Source organism: Stenotrophomonas maltophilia group sp. SKK55 (assembly GCF_057179845.1).
Map to the genome: position 1 here is coordinate 13,870 of NZ_JBXUHP010000011.1, position 18,531 is coordinate 32,400.

The 18,531-nt window shown below is 66.4% G+C and carries 21 protein-coding genes; 11 read left to right on the forward strand and 10 right to left on the reverse strand.

What is annotated here, in order from left to right:
* The 4 genes from AC2A1N_RS04965 to AC2A1N_RS04980 form a co-directional block, all read right to left on the reverse strand.
* On the reverse strand, window positions 1–2,280 hold the full coding sequence (locus AC2A1N_RS04965; protein WP_231352201.1) for a transketolase C-terminal domain-containing protein: 2,280 nt from the start codon (window positions 2,278–2,280) through the stop codon (window positions 1–3).
* Window positions 2,281–2,341: 61 nt separating this feature from the next.
* The gene (locus tag AC2A1N_RS04970; protein WP_111177393.1) at window positions 2,342–2,998 is read right to left on the reverse strand and encodes a glutathione S-transferase family protein; all 657 of its coding nucleotides are present in this window, start codon (window positions 2,996–2,998) and stop codon (window positions 2,342–2,344) included.
* Between the two features lie 155 nt (window positions 2,999–3,153).
* Window positions 3,154–3,702 carry a GNAT family N-acetyltransferase gene (locus tag AC2A1N_RS04975; protein ID WP_061477983.1) on the reverse strand — a complete coding sequence of 183 codons (549 nt, stop codon included), beginning with the start codon at window positions 3,700–3,702 and terminating at the stop codon, window positions 3,154–3,156.
* 126 nt (window positions 3,703–3,828) lie between these two features.
* Entirely contained in the window at window positions 3,829–4,671 is an 843-nt protein-coding gene (locus tag AC2A1N_RS04980) for a glycine zipper 2TM domain-containing protein (protein ID WP_061478099.1), read from the reverse strand.
* 163 nt (window positions 4,672–4,834) lie between these two features.
* Here AC2A1N_RS04980 and AC2A1N_RS04985 point away from each other — a divergent pair, with 163 nt between their 5' ends.
* Complete coding sequence (locus AC2A1N_RS04985) at window positions 4,835–5,050, forward strand: DUF6116 family protein (RefSeq protein WP_484371681.1); 216 nt, start codon at window positions 4,835–4,837, stop codon at window positions 5,048–5,050.
* Window positions 5,047–5,820: a TatD family hydrolase gene (locus AC2A1N_RS04990; RefSeq protein ID WP_134968881.1), complete on the forward strand. Its 774-nt coding sequence runs from the start codon at window positions 5,047–5,049 to the stop codon at window positions 5,818–5,820. The genes AC2A1N_RS04985 and AC2A1N_RS04990 overlap by 4 nt, the downstream gene beginning before the upstream one ends.
* Window positions 5,821–5,896: 76 nt before the next feature.
* Here AC2A1N_RS04990 and AC2A1N_RS04995 read toward each other — a convergent pair whose 3' ends face one another.
* Window positions 5,897–6,724 carry a tRNA threonylcarbamoyladenosine dehydratase gene (locus AC2A1N_RS04995; RefSeq protein WP_242894097.1) on the reverse strand — a complete coding sequence of 276 codons (828 nt, stop codon included), beginning with the start codon at window positions 6,722–6,724 and terminating at the stop codon, window positions 5,897–5,899.
* 79 nt (window positions 6,725–6,803) lie between these two features.
* Here AC2A1N_RS04995 and AC2A1N_RS05000 point away from each other — a divergent pair, with 79 nt between their 5' ends.
* Both AC2A1N_RS05000 and AC2A1N_RS05005 read left to right on the forward strand, forming a co-directional pair.
* A complete protein-coding gene (locus AC2A1N_RS05000; RefSeq protein WP_061477985.1) occupies window positions 6,804–7,238 on the forward strand; it encodes a cytochrome c in 435 nt (144 codons plus the stop codon).
* A gap of 136 nt (window positions 7,239–7,374) precedes the next feature.
* On the forward strand, window positions 7,375–7,869 hold the full coding sequence (locus AC2A1N_RS05005) for a glycine zipper 2TM domain-containing protein (protein WP_005417545.1): 495 nt from the start codon (window positions 7,375–7,377) through the stop codon (window positions 7,867–7,869).
* A gap of 72 nt (window positions 7,870–7,941) precedes the next feature.
* On the opposite strand, the gene AC2A1N_RS05010 is transcribed toward AC2A1N_RS05005, so the two are convergent.
* Complete coding sequence (locus AC2A1N_RS05010) at window positions 7,942–8,151, reverse strand: cold-shock protein (protein ID WP_005417546.1); 210 nt, start codon at window positions 8,149–8,151, stop codon at window positions 7,942–7,944.
* A gap of 235 nt (window positions 8,152–8,386) precedes the next feature.
* Between AC2A1N_RS05010 and AC2A1N_RS05015 the strand changes: the two genes are divergently transcribed.
* From AC2A1N_RS05015 to arsC, 3 genes are all read left to right on the forward strand, one after another.
* Window positions 8,387–8,872: a DUF456 domain-containing protein gene (locus AC2A1N_RS05015; protein WP_032958895.1), complete on the forward strand. Its 486-nt coding sequence runs from the start codon at window positions 8,387–8,389 to the stop codon at window positions 8,870–8,872.
* Window positions 8,873–8,990: 118 nt separating this feature from the next.
* Window positions 8,991–10,145, forward strand: a complete 1,155-nt coding sequence (locus AC2A1N_RS05020) for a phospholipase A (RefSeq protein ID WP_484371684.1) — start codon at window positions 8,991–8,993, stop codon at window positions 10,143–10,145.
* On the forward strand, window positions 10,145–10,486 hold the full coding sequence (gene arsC, locus AC2A1N_RS05025) for an arsenate reductase (glutaredoxin) (protein WP_061477988.1): 342 nt from the start codon (window positions 10,145–10,147) through the stop codon (window positions 10,484–10,486). Before AC2A1N_RS05020 ends, arsC begins: the two co-directional genes overlap by 1 nt.
* Before the next feature lie 73 nt (window positions 10,487–10,559).
* Here the strand turns inward: arsC and AC2A1N_RS05030 are convergent, their stop codons facing one another.
* From AC2A1N_RS05030 to AC2A1N_RS05040, 3 genes are all read right to left on the reverse strand, one after another.
* Complete coding sequence (locus tag AC2A1N_RS05030) at window positions 10,560–11,195, reverse strand: glutathione S-transferase family protein (RefSeq protein ID WP_484371686.1); 636 nt, start codon at window positions 11,193–11,195, stop codon at window positions 10,560–10,562.
* A gap of 58 nt (window positions 11,196–11,253) precedes the next feature.
* A complete protein-coding gene (locus AC2A1N_RS05035) occupies window positions 11,254–11,592 on the reverse strand; it encodes a hypothetical protein (RefSeq protein ID WP_005417563.1) in 339 nt (112 codons plus the stop codon).
* Window positions 11,593–11,714: 122 nt separating this feature from the next.
* Complete coding sequence (locus tag AC2A1N_RS05040; protein WP_180879208.1) at window positions 11,715–13,232, reverse strand: fumarate hydratase; 1,518 nt, start codon at window positions 13,230–13,232, stop codon at window positions 11,715–11,717.
* A gap of 147 nt (window positions 13,233–13,379) precedes the next feature.
* On the opposite strand from AC2A1N_RS05040, the gene AC2A1N_RS05045 reads away from it, so the two are divergent.
* The 4 genes from AC2A1N_RS05045 to AC2A1N_RS05060 all read left to right on the forward strand — a co-directional run bounded on the left by AC2A1N_RS05045 (window position 13,380) and on the right by AC2A1N_RS05060 (window position 17,862).
* On the forward strand, window positions 13,380–14,276 hold the full coding sequence (locus tag AC2A1N_RS05045) for an RNA polymerase sigma-70 factor (RefSeq protein WP_484371688.1): 897 nt from the start codon (window positions 13,380–13,382) through the stop codon (window positions 14,274–14,276).
* A gap of 35 nt (window positions 14,277–14,311) precedes the next feature.
* On the forward strand, window positions 14,312–14,761 hold the full coding sequence (locus tag AC2A1N_RS05050; protein WP_484371690.1) for a carboxymuconolactone decarboxylase family protein: 450 nt from the start codon (window positions 14,312–14,314) through the stop codon (window positions 14,759–14,761).
* A gap of 369 nt (window positions 14,762–15,130) precedes the next feature.
* Window positions 15,131–17,002 carry an ABC transporter ATP-binding protein gene (locus tag AC2A1N_RS05055; RefSeq protein ID WP_484371692.1) on the forward strand — a complete coding sequence of 624 codons (1,872 nt, stop codon included), beginning with the start codon at window positions 15,131–15,133 and terminating at the stop codon, window positions 17,000–17,002.
* Between the two features lie 80 nt (window positions 17,003–17,082).
* Window positions 17,083–17,862 carry a ferredoxin--NADP reductase gene (locus tag AC2A1N_RS05060; protein ID WP_154351108.1) on the forward strand — a complete coding sequence of 260 codons (780 nt, stop codon included), beginning with the start codon at window positions 17,083–17,085 and terminating at the stop codon, window positions 17,860–17,862.
* A 94-nt stretch (window positions 17,863–17,956) separates the two neighbouring features.
* Here AC2A1N_RS05060 and AC2A1N_RS05065 read toward each other — a convergent pair whose 3' ends face one another.
* Window positions 17,957–18,436 carry a glutathione peroxidase gene (locus AC2A1N_RS05065; RefSeq protein WP_484371694.1) on the reverse strand — a complete coding sequence of 160 codons (480 nt, stop codon included), beginning with the start codon at window positions 18,434–18,436 and terminating at the stop codon, window positions 17,957–17,959.
* Between the last annotated feature and the right edge of the window lie 95 nt (window positions 18,437–18,531).

Here is an 18,531-nt window from a genome sequence, read left to right on the forward strand (position 1 = left end):
TCAGGGTTCCTGCGCCAGGTCGAGGGCGGCGCCAATCACCGCATTGTCGCTTGGAAGCCCGAACATTGCTGCCCCTGCCAGTGGCGTGTAGGTGTCGGCGCCACAGACGCGGCGCAGCGGCAGGTGACCAAAGCCGGCCTCGACCAGCGCCGTGACCACGCCCTCACCCACTCCGCCGCTGTGGCGGCCTTCGTCCAGCACCAGCACCCGCCGCGCGCTCGCGGCCTGGGCCGCGATGAAGCCGGCATCCAACGGTACCAGCCAGCGCAGGTCGACCACCCGCACCTGCCAGCCCAGCTGCTGCTCGATCGCCCGCGCCGCGCGCAACGCCATCGGCACGCCATTGCCATAGGTGTAGATCACCAGGTCTCCGGCCTCCGGTGCATAGACCCGGCCCTCGCCCAGCACCAGCGCCCGGCCCTGTGCCGGGTAGTCGAACAGCCACTGGCCATCCCCCGCTTCGTGCAGGTCCTTGCTCATGTACAGCGCGATCGGCTCCAGGAACACCGCCACGCGCCCATCCACCCGCGCCAGTGCAGCCAGCGTGCGCAGCATCATCACCGCATCGTCGCCGCGCGAGGGGCAGCCGACCACCAGCCCGGGGATGTCGCGCAACGCGGTGATCGAGTTGTCGTTGTGGAAGTGCCCGCCGAAACCCTTCTGGTAGCCCAGCCCGGCCACCCGCACCAGCATCGGGTTGCGGTACTGGTCGTTGGAGAAGAACTGCAGCGAACAGGCTTCACCACGCAGCTGGTCGATGGCGTTGTGCAGGTAGGCCAGGTACTGGATCTCCGGAACCGGCAGCATGCCCAGGTTGGCCAGGCCCTGCGCCATGCCCAGGATCATGGTTTCATCCAGCAGCGTGTTGAACACCCGGCGTGGGCCGAAGCGGCGCAGCAGATCCTTGGTGACGGTGTACACACCGCCCTTCTGAGCCACGTCCTCGCCGAACAGCAGGCTCTGCGGATACTTCGCAAGCAGTTCCTGCAGGCCGTGGTTGATCTGGATCGCGAGATGCCGTGGCGCCTGTCGTTCCGGCAAGGCCTCGGCACCGCCATAGAGTGCCTCGCGCGCTTCGTCGGCGACCTCGCGCCGGGCTTCGGCCTGCACCGCCGCGGGCGTATAGGGTGCCAATGGCGCCATGACCTCCTGCAGCGACTGCAGCTTCGCGCGGCCTTCGGCATCGGCAGCGGCGGCCATGCAGCGCGCGCGCATCGTCTCGTAGGCCACTTCGATGGCGGCTGCATCCATCCAGCCCGATTCCAGCGCGATCTGCGCCGAGCGCAACAGCGGATCCTGCGCCTCGGCCGCGCACAATTCCGGCAATGCACGCCATTCCACCTCGAAGTCGGTGCCGGCGTGGCCCATCAGGCGCGTGGTGCGCAGATGCAGGAAGGTCGGTCGCCGCGTCCGCCGGCAGTGGTCCACTGCGGCCTGCACCTGGGCGTGCCCGGTGGCCAGGTCGAGGCCATCGGCAAGGAAATAGTCCAGCCCCGGCTGGTGGCTGAAACGCTCGGCAATCCAGCCGTCCGGCGTCTTCACCGAGATGCCCAGCCCGTTGTCCTCGCAGACGAACAGGATTGGCGCCGGCAGTTTCTGGTAGGCCGCCCACATCGCGGTGTTGAATGCGGTCTGCGCAGTGGCATGGTTGGCCGAGGCGTCGCCGAACGAGCACAGCACGATGCTGTCGGCCGGAATGGGAAGCGCATGGCCCAGCCGCTTGCCGCTCTCGATGGCCAGCGCGGTGCCCAGCGCTTTCGGCAGGTGCGAGGCGATGGTCGAGGTCTGCGGCAATACCCACAATGGCTTGCTGCCCCACACCTTGTGCCGGCCGCCACTGGCCGGGTCATCGGCGCTGGCCGCGAATGAAAGCGCCGCATCGCGCAACGGGTCGATGCCCGGCACCTGGCGCGAGCGCTCGAGCATGAAGGCGCCGGAGCGATAGTGCAGGAATGCGGGGTCGGTATGCCGGCAGGCCCGCGCCAGCAGCGCGTTGCCTTCATGGCCGGACGACCCGATGGTATAGAAGACCTTGTTCTGCACGCGCAATACGCGCGCCATCAGGTCCAGCTGGCGGCTGGCCAGCTGCGAATCGAACAGCTCACCGAAGGCCGCAGCGCTGAGCGTGCTGCCCGGCAGGATCGGCGCGTCCGGCGCAGGACGTGCGCGCGGTGTGCCTCGCCAGCCACGCACCGCGTCGAGGAAATTGGCGTCGCACACTTCGGCGCGGTTGAGCACGCGCATGCGCGCAGGAATCGGATCTGGAACCACAGCAAACATCGAACACCCTCCGTGTCGTTGTTGCGTTCCACCCGGCAGCGCCGGGCGCTATCCTGTGGGATCAGGCGGCCTCGAAGCGCGCGCGCACCTCGGCGGTCACCGCTGGCATCGCCACGAAGCGCGGCTGCGCACGCACGCGCTGCAGCCAGGCGCGCACTTCCGGGAAGGGCGCCAGGCTGATGCCGCCCTCGCCTGCCACGTCGGTATAGGCGAACAGCGCAATGTCGGCAATGCCGTATGCGCTGCCGGTGAACCACTGCGCTTCGCGCAGGTGCTGCTCCATCACGGCCAGCGCGGTGGCGGCACGCTCGTGCAGGCGTGGCAGTTCAGAACGGCGCGGTGAATCGGGCGGTGTCCAGCCGCGGATGAAGCGCGCTACCGCCACGCATGGCTCGTGCGTGTACTGCTCGAAGAACATCCAGCTCAATGCCTGCGCGCGTTCCCAACCGTCGGTAGGCAGGTAGGGCGTCCCTTCGGCCAACCAGAACAGGATCGCATTGGATTCAGTCAACACGCGGCCATCGTCGCGGACGATCAACGGCACCTTGGCGTTGGGATTGAGCGCAAGGAACTCGGCGGTGTGGGTCTGGCCATGGGCACTGTCCACTTCCACCCAGCGGTAGCGGCTGCCGAGCTGCTCCAGCAGCAGGCGGACCTTGTGGCAATTGCCGGACACCGACATGCCATGCACCGTCAACGGGACGCGCTCTTCCACCATTGCCTGATTCCTCGGATCCGGCCGGCGGCCAGCTGCACGCAGTCTGGCAAGCCCGCCGGTGAATGCCAAGCGCGGATGCAGCATGCGGACAATCTGTAGAGCCGAGCCCACGCTCGGCTGCTGTGCGCCAGATGCAGCCGAGCATGGGCTCGGCTCTACAACGGCGAACGGCGCTGCCGCCACTGTTCGCGCGACTGGCCCCAGATCTGCATCGGCTTGTCGTTGTACGGCGGTGGCAATTCACCCATGCGCAGCAGCGTGCTGCCGAGCTTGCGCGCGACCGCCCTCGAGTTGTCGTTGTTCTCGGCGATGGTGTGGATCACCTCGTCCCAGCCCAGCGTGTCGAACGCCCAGTCGATGGCGGCAACCGCCGCTTCCGGTGCATAGCCCCGGCCCCAGCTGGCATGCCGAATACCCCAACCGACCTCGGTTCCAGGCCAGTCCTGCGGCTGCCACGGTCCCATCCGGCCGATCCAGTCACCGCTGGATTTCTCGATCACGCTGAACATCGAGAAGCCGAACAGCTGCCAGGCGCCGGCCAGGCTGCAGAAGCCGCGCCATGCCACCGAGGGCGGTTGAACACCCCCCAGGGTGCGCATCGTTTCCTCGTCGGCACAGAATGCCAGGTACGGTTCGTAGTCCTCGCGCAGCAGCGGGCGCAGGATCAGCCGCTCGGTTTCCAGGCGCAGGTCGAAGATGCTCATGCCGACTCCTTGTCGAAGGGGGGCATCCATCATGGTCGATTCCCTTTCCCCACGGATGAATGCCCGTGCGCACAACGAAACGGGCCGGCATGAGCCGGCCCGTCGGGTGCAGCAGGGTGTTCTGGATTACTGGCGCGTGGCCGCAGTGGCGCCGGCAGCAGCGGTCTGCGTGACCAGCTGGCCATCGACCACCGGCAGGCGATCGCTGGCCGGCTTGTTGTCCATGCGCACGGTCTTCTCGGCGCCATCATAGCGATAGGTCACGTTGTAGCCCTTCACCACATCATTGGTACCCATGGCGATGCGGCTGCCCGGCTTGCTGGCCATGCGCATGGTGCCGGTGGTGCCGTCTTCGTTGCGATAGGTCACGTTGTAACCGGTGACGCGGCTCGACTCGGACGTTGCGGTTTCGGTGTGGCACTGGCGCTCGGTACGATTGACCACGCGACCACCCACATGGCGCTTGTCGATCTGGTTGCCGATGAAGCCACCGGCCACCGCACCGGCTGCGGTCGCGGCCTTCTTGCCGTTGCCGCCACCGACCTGGTTGCCGAGCAGGCCACCCACCACCGCGCCGACCACGGTACCGCCGACGTTGCCATCACGCTCCGGCAGGCGCTCCTGCACCGTCACGTCCTGGCAGACCTCGTGCGGGGTCTGGGTCGTGGAGGTCTCGCGCACCGGATCGGTGCCGATCACGGTGGCATAGGCCTTCTGCTTCTCGGTGATCGGGTCGACCTTCAGCACATCGGCATATTCCAGCCCGCGCGGCGCCGACGGGTCGAGCTTGTCACCACGTACGCCATCGTCGGTGGCGTTGCCATCGACCAGGCGCGACTCGCCATTGGGGGTTGCGGCGCTGATGGAGTCGGGCGATTTGTCGCCACTCTTCATGAAGGCGGCGGTGGCGATGCCACCCACCAGCAGCGCGCCCGCTGCGACCAGGACAGTTGTAGTTGTGCTTTTCATGACCTGCTCCTTGCGGACCATCCGCAACGTTCTCGGGACAGATTGCAGCATGCGCTGCCTGAACGGAATCTCCACATTTCCTGCTCATTCCTGTAACCCATTCAGCATCGGGAAATGCAGGGCCCGTGGTAGCGTTTGCATATTCCCCACGAGGATCCCCGCCATGGCCAACCCGATGCTGCTGCCAGTACTGCAGTGGGCGCGCCGGCTGCGCTACCCCACCCTGTTCAAGCTCACCGCCGGCCTGTTCGTGCTGACGCTGTTCATCCCGGACCCGATCCCGTTCATCGATGAGCTGGTGCTGGGCTTCGGCACGCTGCTGCTGGCCAACTGGAAGAGCCGCAACGCCACCACGCTACCGCCGCTGGAACAGCGTTGAGCGTGCTGGTCGACAGCCACTGTCATCTCGACGCGAGCGCGTTCGACCCTGACCGTGCCGCGGTGATCGAGCGGGCGCAGGCCGTGGGTGTGCGCCAACAGGTGGTGCCAGCGGTCACCGCTGCCAGCTGGCCGAAACTGCGCGAGGTCTGCCAGCAGGCGCCCGGGCTGTACCCGGCCTTCGGCCTGCACCCGATGTTCCTGGCCGATCACCAGCCTGGGCACCTGCCACTGCTGCGCCAGTGGATCGAGCGCGAACGCCCCTGCGCGATCGGCGAATGCGGCCTCGACTTCTTCGTCGAAGGACTGGATGCCGAGGCTCAACAGGCGTATTTCATCGGCCAGCTGGAACTGGCCCGAGAATTCAATCTGCCGGTGATCGTGCACGCGCGACGCGCGGTGGATGCGGTGATCGCCGCGATCCGTCGCGTCGGCGGCCTGCGCGGCGTGGTGCACAGTTTTTCCGGCAGCCCCGAACAGGCCGCGCAACTGCACAGGCACGGCTTCCTGCTGGGTCTTGGTGGTCCGCTGACCTACGAGCGGGCGCAGCGCCTGCAACGGCTGGTACGCGGGATGCCGCTGGAGCAGCTGCTGCTGGAAACCGACGCGCCCGACCAGCCCGACGCGGGGGTCCGCGGCCAGCGCAACGAACCGGCACGGTTGGCAACCATTGCCCGGCACGTGGCCGCGCTGCGCGGAATGGAGCTGGAGGCCCTGGCACAGGCCACGACAGAGAATGCACGGCGGCTGTTCGCGCTGCCGGCAACGTAAAGGCGGGGGCCAACCTTGGCCGGCACGCTGTAACGACCGCGACGAACCCGATGCCGGCCAGCGGCCGGCACTACCGTCACGCGTCGGCGTAGGCCTCGGTCACCTCGGTTTTCGCCTTCTTCGGCTCCAGCAGCATCTCCAGCGCCTTGCCCACCGCCGCAAAGGCGAACGCGCCGGTGATGTGGGTCGCCGCGCCCAGACCGGCACCGCAGTCCAGCTTCAACGCCGCATCGGCACCCAGGTTCGGACGAATGCCGCAGACGCTGCCATCGGCCTGCGGGTACTTCACATTCTCCAGCGAGTACACCGCCGGCACGCCGAAATAGCGCTTGGCATTCTTCGGGAAGTTGAACTCGCTGCGCAGCTTCTTGCGGATCAGCGCCAGCATGGCGTCATGCTCGGTGCGCGAGACATCGCGGATACGTACCAGGGTCGGGTCGGTGCGGCCACCGGCAGCGCCGACGGTCAGCAGCGGCAGCTTGCGGCGACGACACCAGGCGATCGTCTCGACCTTGACCCGGAAGCTGTCGCAGGCGTCGATCACCAGATCGAACCCGCGGTCCAGCAGCTCAGCCATGTTGGACATCGTCAGGAATGCCTGCACGGCGTCGACGTCGATCCCCGGGTTGATCGCACGGCAGCGCTCGGCCATCGCCTCGGCCTTGTTGCGCCCGTAATTGCCTTCCATCGCCGGCAGCTGCCGGTTGGTGTTGGACACGCAGATGTCGTCGGCATCGATCAGGGTCAGATGACCGACCGCCGAACGGGCCAGCGCCTCCACCACCCACGAGCCGACGCCGCCCATGCCGACCACCACCACGCGACTGCCCTGCAGGCGCTCGAGCGCACCCACGCCATACAGCCGTTCGATGCCGGCGAAGCGTTGTTTGACCTGTTCGTTCATCGGGCTATTTTAACGTGCAGGTGCCAGCGCCCAAAGCACGTCGGCGTCGAACCCACCGTTGCACGCCTGGAGAGCCCGCATGAACGCCAGCCCGCCCCGCCGCCTGTCCCCTGCCCATCGCTACCTGTTCGTACTGTGCCTGGGCCTGCTGATCGGCCTGGTCGCCACGGTAATGGTGGGCCGCGCCCTGCAGGCGCGTCGCGACCCGTTCCCGGACAGCCTGATGCAGGTGATGCAGCGGCAGTCGCAGCTGCTGCAGCAGGCTCAGCAGCAGAACCGCTGCAGCCTGGCCGACAGCGTTCCGCGGCTGCAGGCACTACGCCTGTTGTCCAATGACCTGGACCTGGCGTTCCCCGGGCTGAAGGACAGCACGCAGTTCCAGCAGCACGCCAGCCGACTTCGCGGCAACCTCAACACGGCGCTGGCCGCACCGCCAGGCGACTGCAGGGCCTTGGCCCAGCTCGTGGAAACGCTGCAGGCCGATTGCCGGGCCTGCCACCAGGATTTCCGCTGAGGCGCGTTCATCCTGCAGCCGGGCATCGGGTGCTTGGTTGGCGCGTTGTTCACGTTCGAAGGGAGAGGATTCGTCCACCCTGCTGCATGACGCAGTACCACCCAACATACCCGCCTTCACGGCCAGGAGACGCCCCATGAAGATCCAGCTCATCGCCGCCAGCGCCATCGCTACCCTCGCGCTGGCCGGTTGTGCCACTTCGCCCGGTTACAGTGGCGGTGGTTACAACAACGGCTACAACAACGGCGGCTACGGCAACAACGGCGGCTACAACCAGGGCCGCTGCGCCGACTGTGGCATCGTCACCCGCATCAACACCGTGCCCTCGGGCCGCACCGCGCCCAGTGCGACCGGCGCGATCCTCGGCGGCATCGTCGGCGCCGTGGCCGGCCATGAAATCTCCGACCACACCGGTGGCAGCCGTGGCAACAAGAACATTGCCGCCGCTGCAGGCGCGGTCGGTGGCGCCCTGGCCGGCAATCAGATCCAGAAGAATGTGACCAGCGATACCTACGACATCAGCGTGCGCATGGATGATGGCCGCACCATCGTGGTCAACCAGCGCGACCTGGGTGGCATCCGTGAGAACACCTATGTGCGCGTGGTCAACGGCAAGGTCATCCTGCGCTGACCTGCAGCGGGCCAAAGGCCAAGAAAAAGGCCCGCTTGCGCGGGCCTTTTTCGTGCCGGAGGACGGCAGGTGTTACATCGGCTGGACCTTGTCAGCCTGCAGGCCCTTCTGGCCCTGCACGACTTCAAAGCTCACACTCTGGCCTTCCTTGAGGCTCTTGAAGCCCTGGGTCTCGATGGCGCGGAAGTGCACGAACACGTCCTCGCCATTCTGGCGGCTGATGAAGCCGAAGCCCTTCGCATCATTGAACCACTTTACGGTACCGGTCTCGCGATCAGCCATCTCACTAACTCCCTTTGACTCTCTCTTGTTGTTGGAAACGCCTGGTGGGCGGCTGACAAGCAAGGGGGAAGCGAGGTGCATCGATGCAGCGGATCGGGAAGATCTTGCTTCATCAGGCCACGATCCACGGTGACCTTGCCAAGCTCAGCGACTGCAACTTAACCCGGCCAAAACGAAAAAGCAACTGGCAAAATCTTTCACTGTCAACCCCAAAACGGACTCCATACGGGACAGCATGGGACTCTCATTCATCTTGTATCTGCTAGCGGTCATTTTTGTCCTGATAGGCATCGCCGGCATCATCCTGCCGGCCCTCCCGGGCATCCCGCTGGTGTTCATCGGACTGCTGCTGGCCGCCTGGGCCGACGGCTTCGCCCACGTCGGCTGGCCCACCCTGGTCGCGCTCGGGGTACTGACCCTGCTTTCGCTGCTGGTGGACGTGCTGGCCACGGTTGTCGGCGCGCAGCGTGTCGGCGCCAGCCGCAAGGCGCTGTGGGGAACCTTCGTCGGCAGCATCGTCGGCCTGTTCTTCATGCCCATCGGCCTGTTCGCAGGTCCGCTGGTCGGTGCCCTGCTCGGCGAGTACTGGCACACCCGCGAACTCGGCCGCTCGACCAAGGTCGGCCTGGCCACCTGGCTCGGCATCCTGCTTGGCCTGGCACTGAAACTGGCGGTTGTGATCGCGATGCTGGGCCTGTTCGCGTTCGCCTGGTTCTTCTGAGCCACCTGGCCTTCACGCCACGCGCACGCTGTGACCGTGCATAAACCGTGGGGCTGGCCGCGATCCGGCACAGCCGCCACACTGTGTGATTCCCGAATTCATCGAAGGGCCTGCTGCAATGACCCTCCCCACGCTGTTTCCCCGTCTGGCGCCGCTGGCGCTTGCCCTGGCCAGTGCACCGCTGGCTGCGCAGGAGTTCGCGCCTACCGCCGATGCCTCACCGGCCGCCTGCGCGGCAATTACCACCGACGCGGCCCGGCTGGCCTGCTATGACCGCCTGTTCGGGCATACCGCGGAGGCTACCGCCGCCGCTGATGCTGCCGCCGAAGCGGCTGCGCAGGCCCGCCGCGAAGAACGGCAGACCGCGCGCGTGAGCCAGGGCGAGGAAAAGCTGCGCGAGCGGGTGAGCGACCTGTTCCGCCCGGCAACGCCGGACAGCGCGCTGGCCAACGCCGGCCGCGGTTCGCTGCTGGACAGCCGCTGGGAACTGGCCGAGGACTCCAAGCTGGGGCCGTTCCAACTGCGCGCCTACAAGCCGGTGTACCTGCTGCCCGCCTTCTGGACCAGCGATCGCAACACCATGCCGCACTCGCCGAACCCGGCCAACAGCGTGACCACCCCGCAGGTACTCGACAGTGCCGAGCTGAAGTTCCAGATCAGCTTCAAGACCAAGATCGTCGAGAACCTGTTCGGCGACAACGGCGACATCTGGGCCGGCTACACCCAGAGTTCGCGCTGGCAGGCCTACAACAGCGAGGATTCGCGCCCGTTCCGCGAAACCAATTACGAGCCGGAAGTGATGATGGTGTTCCGCAACGGCTACTCGATCGGTGGCTGGCGCGGGCGCATGACCGGTATCGCGCTGAACCACCAGTCCAATGGCCGCGCCGACCCGCTGTCACGCAGCTGGAACCGGGTCATGCTCAACATCGGCCTGGACCGCGAGAACTGGGCGCTGGTGCTGCGTCCCTGGTACCGCATTCCCGAAAGCCGCAGCGAAGACAACAATCCGGACATCGAGGATTACATGGGTCGCGGCGACGCCACCCTGACCTGGAACCGCAATGGGCATGAGGTCTCGCTGATGGCGCGCCATTCACTGCGCACCGGAAGCCGTTCGCACGGTGCGCTGCAGCTGGACTACGGCTTCCCCATCAGCAACCTGCTGCGTGGCCATGTGCAGGTCTTCGACGGCTACGGCGAAAGCCTGATCGACTACAACCACAAGGCCACCTATGTGGGTGTGGGCGTGTCTCTGCTGGAGTGGTTCTGATGGACGTGACGATCTGGCACAACCCGGCCTGCAGCAACTCGCGCGGCGCACTGAAGCTGATCCGCGATGCGGGCTTCGAGCCGGTGGTGATCGACTACCTGGGCAACCCGCCGGACGCAGCCACGCTGCGCCAGGTACTGGCCGAATCCCGGCTGCACGCACAGGAACTGGTACGCAGCAAGGAGGCGCTGTTCGCCGAACTGGGCCTGGACGGCGCCGACGACGCCACGCTGCTGGCGGCGATGAGCGAACACCCCCGTTTGATCAATCGCCCCGTGGTGCGCACGGCCAAGGGCACGCGGCTGTGCCGCCCACCGGAAACAGTGCTGGAGATCCTGTAACCCGAAAAAGGGGACGGAGGGAATTAAGTCGTTTGTGCACAAACGACTTAATTCCCTCCGTCCCCTTTTTTGGTTACCGCCAGTCGGTGATGCCTTCGCGGCGGTAGACCTCGGCGAACGCCGGGCGCGCCTTCATCGAGGTGGCATGCGCCTTCAGCACTGGCCAGGTGTCGCTGGGCCTGGGCATGTTGCGCGACCAACGCATCAGCATCACCAGCATGTAGTCGACCACGCAGGGCGTTGCGCCCAGCAGATATGGCCCGTGTGCCTGCAGGTGGGTGGCCACGTGCTGCCAGGCAGCTTCCAGGCGCTGCCGCGCCATCTCGCGGGTGGCCTCCACATTTGCCTCGCCGGCAATTTCATGCGGATAGAACCAGGCCCGATAGGCCGGCTGCAGCGTATTGGCACACCAGAACATCCAGCGGTAGGCATCGCCACGCTGCGGCGTGCCCGGCACCGGGAGCAGGCCGGCCTCCGGGTGGCGATCGGCCAGGTACAGGGCGATGGCCGCCGCTTCGGTCAGTACCAGGCCATCGATCAACAATGTCGGCACCACACCGGCCGGATTGAGCGCCAGGTACTGCGCCGACTTGTGCTCGCGCGCGTCGAAATCCAGCAGCACCAGTTCATGCTCGATGCCGAGCTCGATCAGCAGCCAGTGCACGACCAGCGCGGCGGTACTGGTCGAACCATACAGCGTGGTGCTCATGCGGAAGATCCTGTGCGGGTGGATCAGCCGATTATGCGCCCACGCGCGCGATCATTGCTCAGCCACAGCTGCTCATGCAGGAATCCCGGCGCTCGCCACAGGACATCATCGGCGCGCGCATCGCGCAGTCGTGCGTCTTCAGTTCGCAGGCACGGCGCAGGTCCGGATTGTCCACGTCCTTGCAGCGCTTGTCCGGCGCCGGCACCACCTGCTGCTCGCAGTTGCTCTGGCGGCTGCCGAGGGAGTCATTCTGCGCCATGCAGCTGCGATAGCCGGCCTGGCACTGCACGCGGCATTGCGCCGATGCGGGGAAATCCGCGCCTTCGTACGACGCCGGGGTGCTGCAACCGGCCAGGGCCAGCAGCACGCCTACCACGATGAACCGATGCAGGGCCATGGACACGTCCTGTGCGAGGGTGTTCCGACCGTAGCAGAACAACCGCTACCGGAACATCAATATTTTTGCCCATACAACAACGGCGCCACAGGAGCGCCGTTGTCTGGTCCGGGATGGAAGGCTTACTCCACAACCACCGGAATCTTGCCGATGCGGGCCTGCCATTCGCGCGGGCCGGTCTTGTGCACCGATTCGCCGGTGGAATCCACCGCCACGGTCACGGGCATGTCCTGCACGGTGAACTCGTAGATCGCCTCCATGCCCAGGTCGGCGAAACCAACCACCTTGGCGGCCTTGATGGCCTTCGACACGAGGTAGGCCGAACCACCAACGGCCATCAGGTAGGCCGACTTGTGCTTCCTGATCGCCTCGATGGCGGCCGGGCCGCGCTCAGCCTTGCCGACCATGCCCAGCAGGCCGGTCTGTGCCAGTACCTGCTCGGTGAACTTGTCCATGCGGGTCGCCGTGGTCGGGCCGGCCGGGCCCACCACTTCGTCGCGCACCGGATCGACCGGGCCGACGTAATAGATGAAGCGGCCCTTCAGGTCGACCGGCAGTTGCTCGCCCTTGTTGAGCATGTCGACCATGCGCTTGTGCGCGGCATCGCGGCCGGTCAGCAGCTTGCCGTTGAGCAGCAGGGTCTGGCCCGGCTTCCAGCTGGCCACGTCCTCCGGGGTGATCGTGTCCAGGTCCACGCGGGTGCCCTTGGACGCGTCATAGGTCAGCTTCGGCCAGTCTTCCAGCGACGGCGGGTCCAGCATCACCGGGCCACTGCCATCCAGGGTGAAGTGCGCATGGCGGGTGGCGGCGCAGTTCGGGATCATCGCCACCGGCAGGTTGGCCGCATGGGTCGGATAGTCGTTGATCTTGATGTCCAGCACAGTGGTCAGGCCGCCCAGGCCCTGCGCGCCGATGCCCAGCGCATTGACCTTCTCATACAACTCCAGGCGCAGCTCCTCGATGCGGTTGGAGGCACCACGGGCCTGCAGCTCGGTGATGTCGATCGGTTCCATCAGCGCCTCCTTGGCCAGCAGCATCGCCTTCTCGGCGGTGCCACCGATGCCGATGCCGAGCATGCCCGGCGGGCACCAGCCGGCGCCCATGGTCGGCACGGTCTTCAGCACCCAGTCGACGATGGAGTCGGACGGGTTGAGCATGGCGAACTTGGTCTTCGCTTCCGAACCACCGCCCTTGGCGGCAACGATGACGTCGACCTTGTTGCCCGGCACCACCTTGACGTTGACCACGCCCGGGGTGTTGTCCTTGGTATTGATCCGCTTGCCGGCCGGATCAGCCAGCACCGAGGCGCGCAGCTTGTTGTCCGGATGCATGTAGGCGCGGCGAACGCCCTCATTGGCCATGTCTTCCACGCCCATGGTGGCGTCATCCCAACGCACGTCCATGCCGATTTCCAGGAACACGGTGACGATGCCGGTGTCCTGGCAGATCGGACGGTGGCCTTCGGCGCACATCCGCGAATTGATCAGGATCTGGGCCATCGCTTCCTTCGCGGCCGGCGACTCCTCGCGCTCGTACGCGGCGGCGAGGTTCTTGATGTAGTCGACCGGGTGGTAGTACGAGATGTACTGCAGCGCGTCGGCGATGGACTGGATGAGGTCTTCCTGCTTGATCGATGTCACGGCTTGCTCGCTTGCTCGAGGCTGGCGGGGGTAATCCGCCCATTTTACCCCCCTCCCCCGGCCCCGGGGTGGTCGTGCTGGCCGCTGGCCGGCAAGATTCCCCCGACGCTCTGTCACGCCACGCGCCACTGCGGCGTCCTTGCCCACATGAACGCCGAAACCGTTTTCCAGACCCACCGCCCGCGCCTGATGGCGCTGGCCTATCGCCTGCTCGGCAGCCGCGCCGACGCCGAAGACGTGGTCCAGGATGCCTGGCTGCGCTGGTCCGGCGCCGATCCGGCCAGCGTCCGCGCCCCCGAGGCGTGGCTGGTCACCACCACCACCCGGCTCGGCCTGGACCGCCTGCGAGCGGCCAAGCGCGAGCGTGTCCACTATGTCGGCCCATGGCTGGCCGAACCGCTGGCGGTCACCCTGGAGCCTGACCCCGCGCCCGGCCCGGCCCAGCTGCATGCGCTGGCCGACGAGGTCTCGGTGGCCTTCCTGACCCTGCTCGAACAGCTCGGCCCCGAAGAACGCGCCGCCTTCCTGCTGAAGGAGGCCTTCGACCACGACTACCGTGAGATCGCCGACCTGATCGGCCACAGCGAAGCCAACTGTCGGCAGCTGGTGCACCGCGCCCGGCAGCGTCTGCAGGCCGGACGGCCGCGCTTCAACGCCGATGCCATCCAGCACCGGCAGTTGCTGACGCGCTTCATGGATGCCTCGCAGCGCGGCGACAGCGAGGCGATTCAGGCCCTGCTGCACGCCAACGCGCAACTGGTCTCCGACGGCGGCGGCGTGGTTACCGCCGCGATCCGCCCGCTGCGGGGCGCCGAGCGCATCGGGCGACTGTTCTGGGCCATCGCCCGCCGCGGCGCCGCGCATCCGGCGCAGCTGGGCTACGTCAACGGCGAACCGGCGATCCTGCGCTTCCAGGGCGACCGCCTGCACTCGGTCACCACCATCGAAGTGGTCGATGGCCGCATCGCCAACGTTTACAGCGTGCTGAATCCAGAAAAATTGCCGAAGGTTGTCACGCACCGCAACGCTGCGGCGTCCTTGTGATGAAGGCGGCCATCGTGGCCGCCGTGGAGCCCACGATGTCCAATCACACCTCCCCCCGCGTCCCCTACACCCGTCTGGCCGCCGAGGCCTTCAAGGGCCTGCTGGCCACCAGCCAGGCGGTGCATGACAGCTCGATCGACCCGACCCTGATGGAACTGGTGTTCCTGCGCGTGTCGCAGCTCAACGGCTGCGGCTACTGCATGGACATGCACGGCACGGCGCTGCGTAAGGGCGGCATCGAGCCGCGCAAGCTGGACACCCTGCCCGCCTGGCACGAAAGCCGCTTCTTCGATGCCGGCGAACGTGCGGCACTGGGCTGGGCCGAGGCGCTGACCCGGCTGACCGAGGGTGCGCCGTCGCAGGCGGCGTTCGATGCACTGGCGCCGCACTTCGATGCGAAGGGCATCAGTGACCTGAGCATGGGCATTGCGGTGATCAACGCCTGGAACCGGCTGGGTGCGGGCCTGCTGCCGCCGCTGCCGTAAAAGGGTCCTGTTGGCCGGGCTGCCGCCCGGCACCCGCAGAGGCCAGAGCAACAGCTGGAGCAACGGCAAAAGCTGGCTCTTCTGCGGGTTGGCAGGGTGGGTCAGGTCACAGGGGACGCTGCAAGTACGTCCATGTAAGCTCGGTCGCCGCATCCATGCGGCTCACGCCCCTGCGACCTGACCCACCCCGCCTTCGATAGTTCACTGGAGCTGCTGGTAGGTGTCGACCTCGGTCGACACGGTAGATCCACGCCATGCGTGGATGCGGGAGGGTCAGATCCCTTTGTGTGGCAAAGGGATCTGACCCCGGTGCCGGCCACACGGCTGCACTGACCCCCTCTGCACGTAGCAGGCGCGCACAATACGCGCATGCCTGCTTCCGCCACCGCTGGCGCTGCCGCCGCGAAGAAACCCAGCCTGCGCCAGCGCTTCAGGGCGATGCGCAATCTGCCCCCTTTCCTGCGCATGGTCTGGAAGACCAGTCCGGCGCTCACCCTGGCCAGCCTGGGGCTGCGCCTGATCCGTGCCCTGCTGCCGGTGGCGATGCTGTACGTCGGCAAGCTGATCATCGACAGCGCCCTGCACCTGAGCCAGCACGATGCCGGCTTCCCGCCGCTGGGCGAGGCGCTGTCCAGCGGCCTGCTCAATCCACTGCTGGGCCTGCTGGCACTGGAATTCGGCCTGGCCATCGCCTCGGACCTGCTCGGCCGGCTGGTCAGCTTCGCCGACGCTCTGCTTTCCGAACTGTTCGCCAACGCCACCAGCATCCGCCTGATGGAACACGCCGCGACGCTGGACCTGGAGGATTTCGAAGACCCGGACCTGCAGGACAAGCTGGACCGTGCGCGGCGCCAGACCATGGGCCGGATGAACCTGATGAGCCAGCTGTTCGGCCAGGTGCAGGACGCGATCACCGTGGCCAGCCTCGCCGTCGGCCTGCTGGTCTACGCGCCGTGGCTGATCCTGCTGCTGGCGCTGGCACTGGTGCCGGCCTTCATTGGCGAATCGCACTTCAACGCGGCCGGCTACAGCCTCAACTTCCAGTGGACGCCCGAGCGCCGCCAGCTCGACTACCTGCGCCAGCTGGGCGCCAGCGTGGAAACGGCCAAGGAAGTGAAGATCTACAACCTGCACCGCTTCCTGGTGGAGCGCTACCGGCGCCTGTCGGTGGCATTGTTCCAGGCCAACCGCGCCCTGGCACGGCGCCGCGCGTTCTGGGGCACGCTGCTGGCTGCGCTGGGCACGCTGGGGTATTACACCGCCTACGCCTACATCGCATGGCGCACGGTGCGCGGGGACTTCTCGATCGGCGACCTGACCTTCCTCGCCGGCAGCTTCCTGCGCCTGCGCCAGCTGCTGGAAGGCCTGCTGATCGGCTTCTCGCAGGTGGCCAGCCAGGCGCTGTACCTGGATGACCTGTTCTCGTTCTTCCAGATCCAGCCGGAAATCCACTCGCGCGATGGGGCCGTGCGCGTGCCGCAACCGATCCGCCAGGGCTTCGTATTCGAGAACGTCGGCTTCCGCTACCCCGATGCCGAACAGTGGGCGGTGCGCCATCTGGATTTCCAGCTGCACGCCGGCGAAGTGCTGGCCCTGGTCGGCGAGAACGGTGCCGGCAAGACCACCCTGGTAAAACTGCTGGCACGGCTGTACGAGCCGGACGAAGGCCGCATCCTGCTCGACGGCCGCGACCTGCGCGATTACGACCTGGATGACCTGCGCGCCAACCTCGGGGTGATCTTCCAGGACTTCGTGCGCTACAACCTCAGCGCCGGCGAGAACATCGGCGTCGGCCAGGTCGAGGCGATGGACGACCAGGCACGCATCGCTGACGCGGCGCGACGCGGCATGGCCGAGGAAGTCATCGACGACCTGCCCGGCGGCTACGACCAGCAGATCGGCCGCCGCTTCAAGCAGGGCGTGGACCTGTCCGGTGGCCAATGGCAGAAGATCGCCATTGCCCGCGCATGGATGCGCAATGCGCAGGTGATGATCCTGGATGAGCCAACGGCAGCGCTGGATGCCCGTAGTGAGTTCGAGGTGTTCCAGCGGTTCAGGGAACTGGCGGATAATCGCACCGCAGTACTGATTTCCCACCGCTTTTCCTCGGTACGCATGGCCGACCGCATCCTGGTGCTGGCCGATGGCCGGATCGAGGCCAGCGGCACCCATGCGCAGCTGATGGCGCAGGGCGGCCGCTATGCCGAGCTGTTCGAGCTGCAGGCGGCGGGTTACCGCTGAGAACGCCTCTCGTTCCGCCCAATGAGAACTTGTCTCATTTGAGATAGAATCACCCCCGACGACTTTCGATAGATACGCCCATGTCCTCCGCTTTCGGCGCCGAAACGGTGCTTGAGGTCCGTCACTGGACCGATGCCTACTTCAGCTTCACCACCACCCGCGACAGCGGTTTCCGCTTCGAGAACGGCCAGTTCGTGATGATCGGCCTGGAAACCGAGGCGCGACCGCTGCTGCGCGCCTATTCCATTGCCAGTGCCAACTGGGAAGAACAGCTGGAGTTCTTCAGCATCAAGGTGCAGGACGGCCCGCTGACCTCGCGCCTGCAGCACATCAAGCCGGGCGACAAGGTACTGGTCGGCAAGAAGCCCACCGGCACCCTGCTGATCAGCGACCTGCATCCCGGCAGGAACCTGTACCTGCTGGGCACCGGCACCGGCCTGGCGCCGTGGCTGTCGGTCATCAAGGATCCGGAAACCTACGAGCGCTTCGAGAAGGTGATCCTGTGCCACGGCGTGCGCTACGAGAAGGACCTGGCCTATCGCGATTACTTCGAGAAGGAACTGCGTGAGCACGAGTTCCTCGGCGAGATGATCGGCGACAAGCTGCTGTACTACCCGGCCGTCACCCGCGAGCCGTTCGCCAACCAGGGCCGCCTGACCTCGCTGATGGAAAGCGGCGAGATGCAGCGCACCCTCGGCCTGCCGGAACTGAGCCCGGAAAACGACCGCGCGATGATCTGCGGCAGCCCGCAGATGCTGGCCGACCTTCGCACCGTGCTCGATGCCCGGGGTTTCCAGGTTTCGCCGCGCATCGGCCAACCGGGCCACTACGTGTTCGAACGCGCATTCGTCGAGAAATAACCCATCGCATCTGTAGAGCCGAGCCCGCGCTCGGCTTGCGCGCGGCGCGCGCTCTCGGAGTCAGCCGGAAAAGCAGCCGAGCGTGGGCTCGGCTCTACAGCAGCGCTTCGATCGCGCTGCGCAACTGCTCCGGCCGGGTGGTGGGCGCATGCCGCGACACCACCTGCCCCTGGCGATCGACCAGGAACTTGCTGAAATTCCACTTGATGCGGGCACTGCCGAGCAGGCCACGCTTTTCCTGCGTCATCCATGCCCACAGCGGATCAGCGCCCTCGCCGTTGACCTCGATCTTCTCCGACAGCGGAAAGCTGACCGGGTAATCCAGCGAACAGAACTGGCGGATCTGCGCCGCGTCCCCCGGCTCCTGCGCGCCGAACTGGTTGCAAGGGAAGCCGATCACCACCAGGCCGCGTTCGCGGTAGTCCTGCCACAGCTGTTCCAGCCCGGTGTACTGCGGGGTGAAGCCACAGCGGCTGGCGACGTTCACCAGCAGCAACGGGTGGCCCTGATAACGGGCCAGCGCCTGTGGATGGCCGTCGAGGTCACGGAAGCTGAAATCGTAGGCGGTGGTCATGGTGGCGGGCCGAGGGCGGTGAATGCATGGTACCCGCGCCCGGACCCGGCAACATGCCTTTTGACACAAGTGCGGGCGCCGCCGGCCGGGTTACC

Coding starts and splice junctions, on each gene's coding strand:
- AC2A1N_RS05045 (WP_484371688.1), top strand. CDS start 13,380: ATGAACGCCGAAACCGTTTTCCAGACCCACCGCCCGCGCCTGATGGCG.
- AC2A1N_RS05055 (WP_484371692.1), top strand. CDS start 15,131: ATGCCTGCTTCCGCCACCGCTGGCGCTGCCGCCGCGAAGAAACCCAGC.
- AC2A1N_RS04970 (WP_111177393.1), bottom strand. CDS start 2,998: ATGGTGGAAGAGCGCGTCCCGTTGACGGTGCATGGCATGTCGGTGTCC.
- AC2A1N_RS05015 (WP_032958895.1), top strand. CDS start 8,387: ATGGGACTCTCATTCATCTTGTATCTGCTAGCGGTCATTTTTGTCCTG.
- AC2A1N_RS05020 (WP_484371684.1), top strand. CDS start 8,991: ATGACCCTCCCCACGCTGTTTCCCCGTCTGGCGCCGCTGGCGCTTGCC.
- AC2A1N_RS04980 (WP_061478099.1), bottom strand. CDS start 4,671: ATGAAAAGCACAACTACAACTGTCCTGGTCGCAGCGGGCGCGCTGCTG.
- AC2A1N_RS05050 (WP_484371690.1), top strand. CDS start 14,312: ATGTCCAATCACACCTCCCCCCGCGTCCCCTACACCCGTCTGGCCGCC.
- AC2A1N_RS05060 (WP_154351108.1), top strand. CDS start 17,083: ATGTCCTCCGCTTTCGGCGCCGAAACGGTGCTTGAGGTCCGTCACTGG.
- AC2A1N_RS05065 (WP_484371694.1), bottom strand. CDS start 18,436: ATGACCACCGCCTACGATTTCAGCTTCCGTGACCTCGACGGCCATCCA.
- AC2A1N_RS04985 (WP_484371681.1), top strand. CDS start 4,835: ATGGCCAACCCGATGCTGCTGCCAGTACTGCAGTGGGCGCGCCGGCTG.
- AC2A1N_RS04975 (WP_061477983.1), bottom strand. CDS start 3,702: ATGAGCATCTTCGACCTGCGCCTGGAAACCGAGCGGCTGATCCTGCGC.
- AC2A1N_RS05030 (WP_484371686.1), bottom strand. CDS start 11,195: ATGAGCACCACGCTGTATGGTTCGACCAGTACCGCCGCGCTGGTCGTG.
- AC2A1N_RS05005 (WP_005417545.1), top strand. CDS start 7,375: ATGAAGATCCAGCTCATCGCCGCCAGCGCCATCGCTACCCTCGCGCTG.
- arsC (WP_061477988.1), top strand. CDS start 10,145: ATGGACGTGACGATCTGGCACAACCCGGCCTGCAGCAACTCGCGCGGC.
- AC2A1N_RS05035 (WP_005417563.1), bottom strand. CDS start 11,592: ATGGCCCTGCATCGGTTCATCGTGGTAGGCGTGCTGCTGGCCCTGGCC.
- AC2A1N_RS05000 (WP_061477985.1), top strand. CDS start 6,804: ATGAACGCCAGCCCGCCCCGCCGCCTGTCCCCTGCCCATCGCTACCTG.
- AC2A1N_RS05010 (WP_005417546.1), bottom strand. CDS start 8,151: ATGGCTGATCGCGAGACCGGTACCGTAAAGTGGTTCAATGATGCGAAG.
- AC2A1N_RS04995 (WP_242894097.1), bottom strand. CDS start 6,724: ATGAACGAACAGGTCAAACAACGCTTCGCCGGCATCGAACGGCTGTAT.
- AC2A1N_RS04965 (WP_231352201.1), bottom strand. CDS start 2,280: ATGTTTGCTGTGGTTCCAGATCCGATTCCTGCGCGCATGCGCGTGCTC.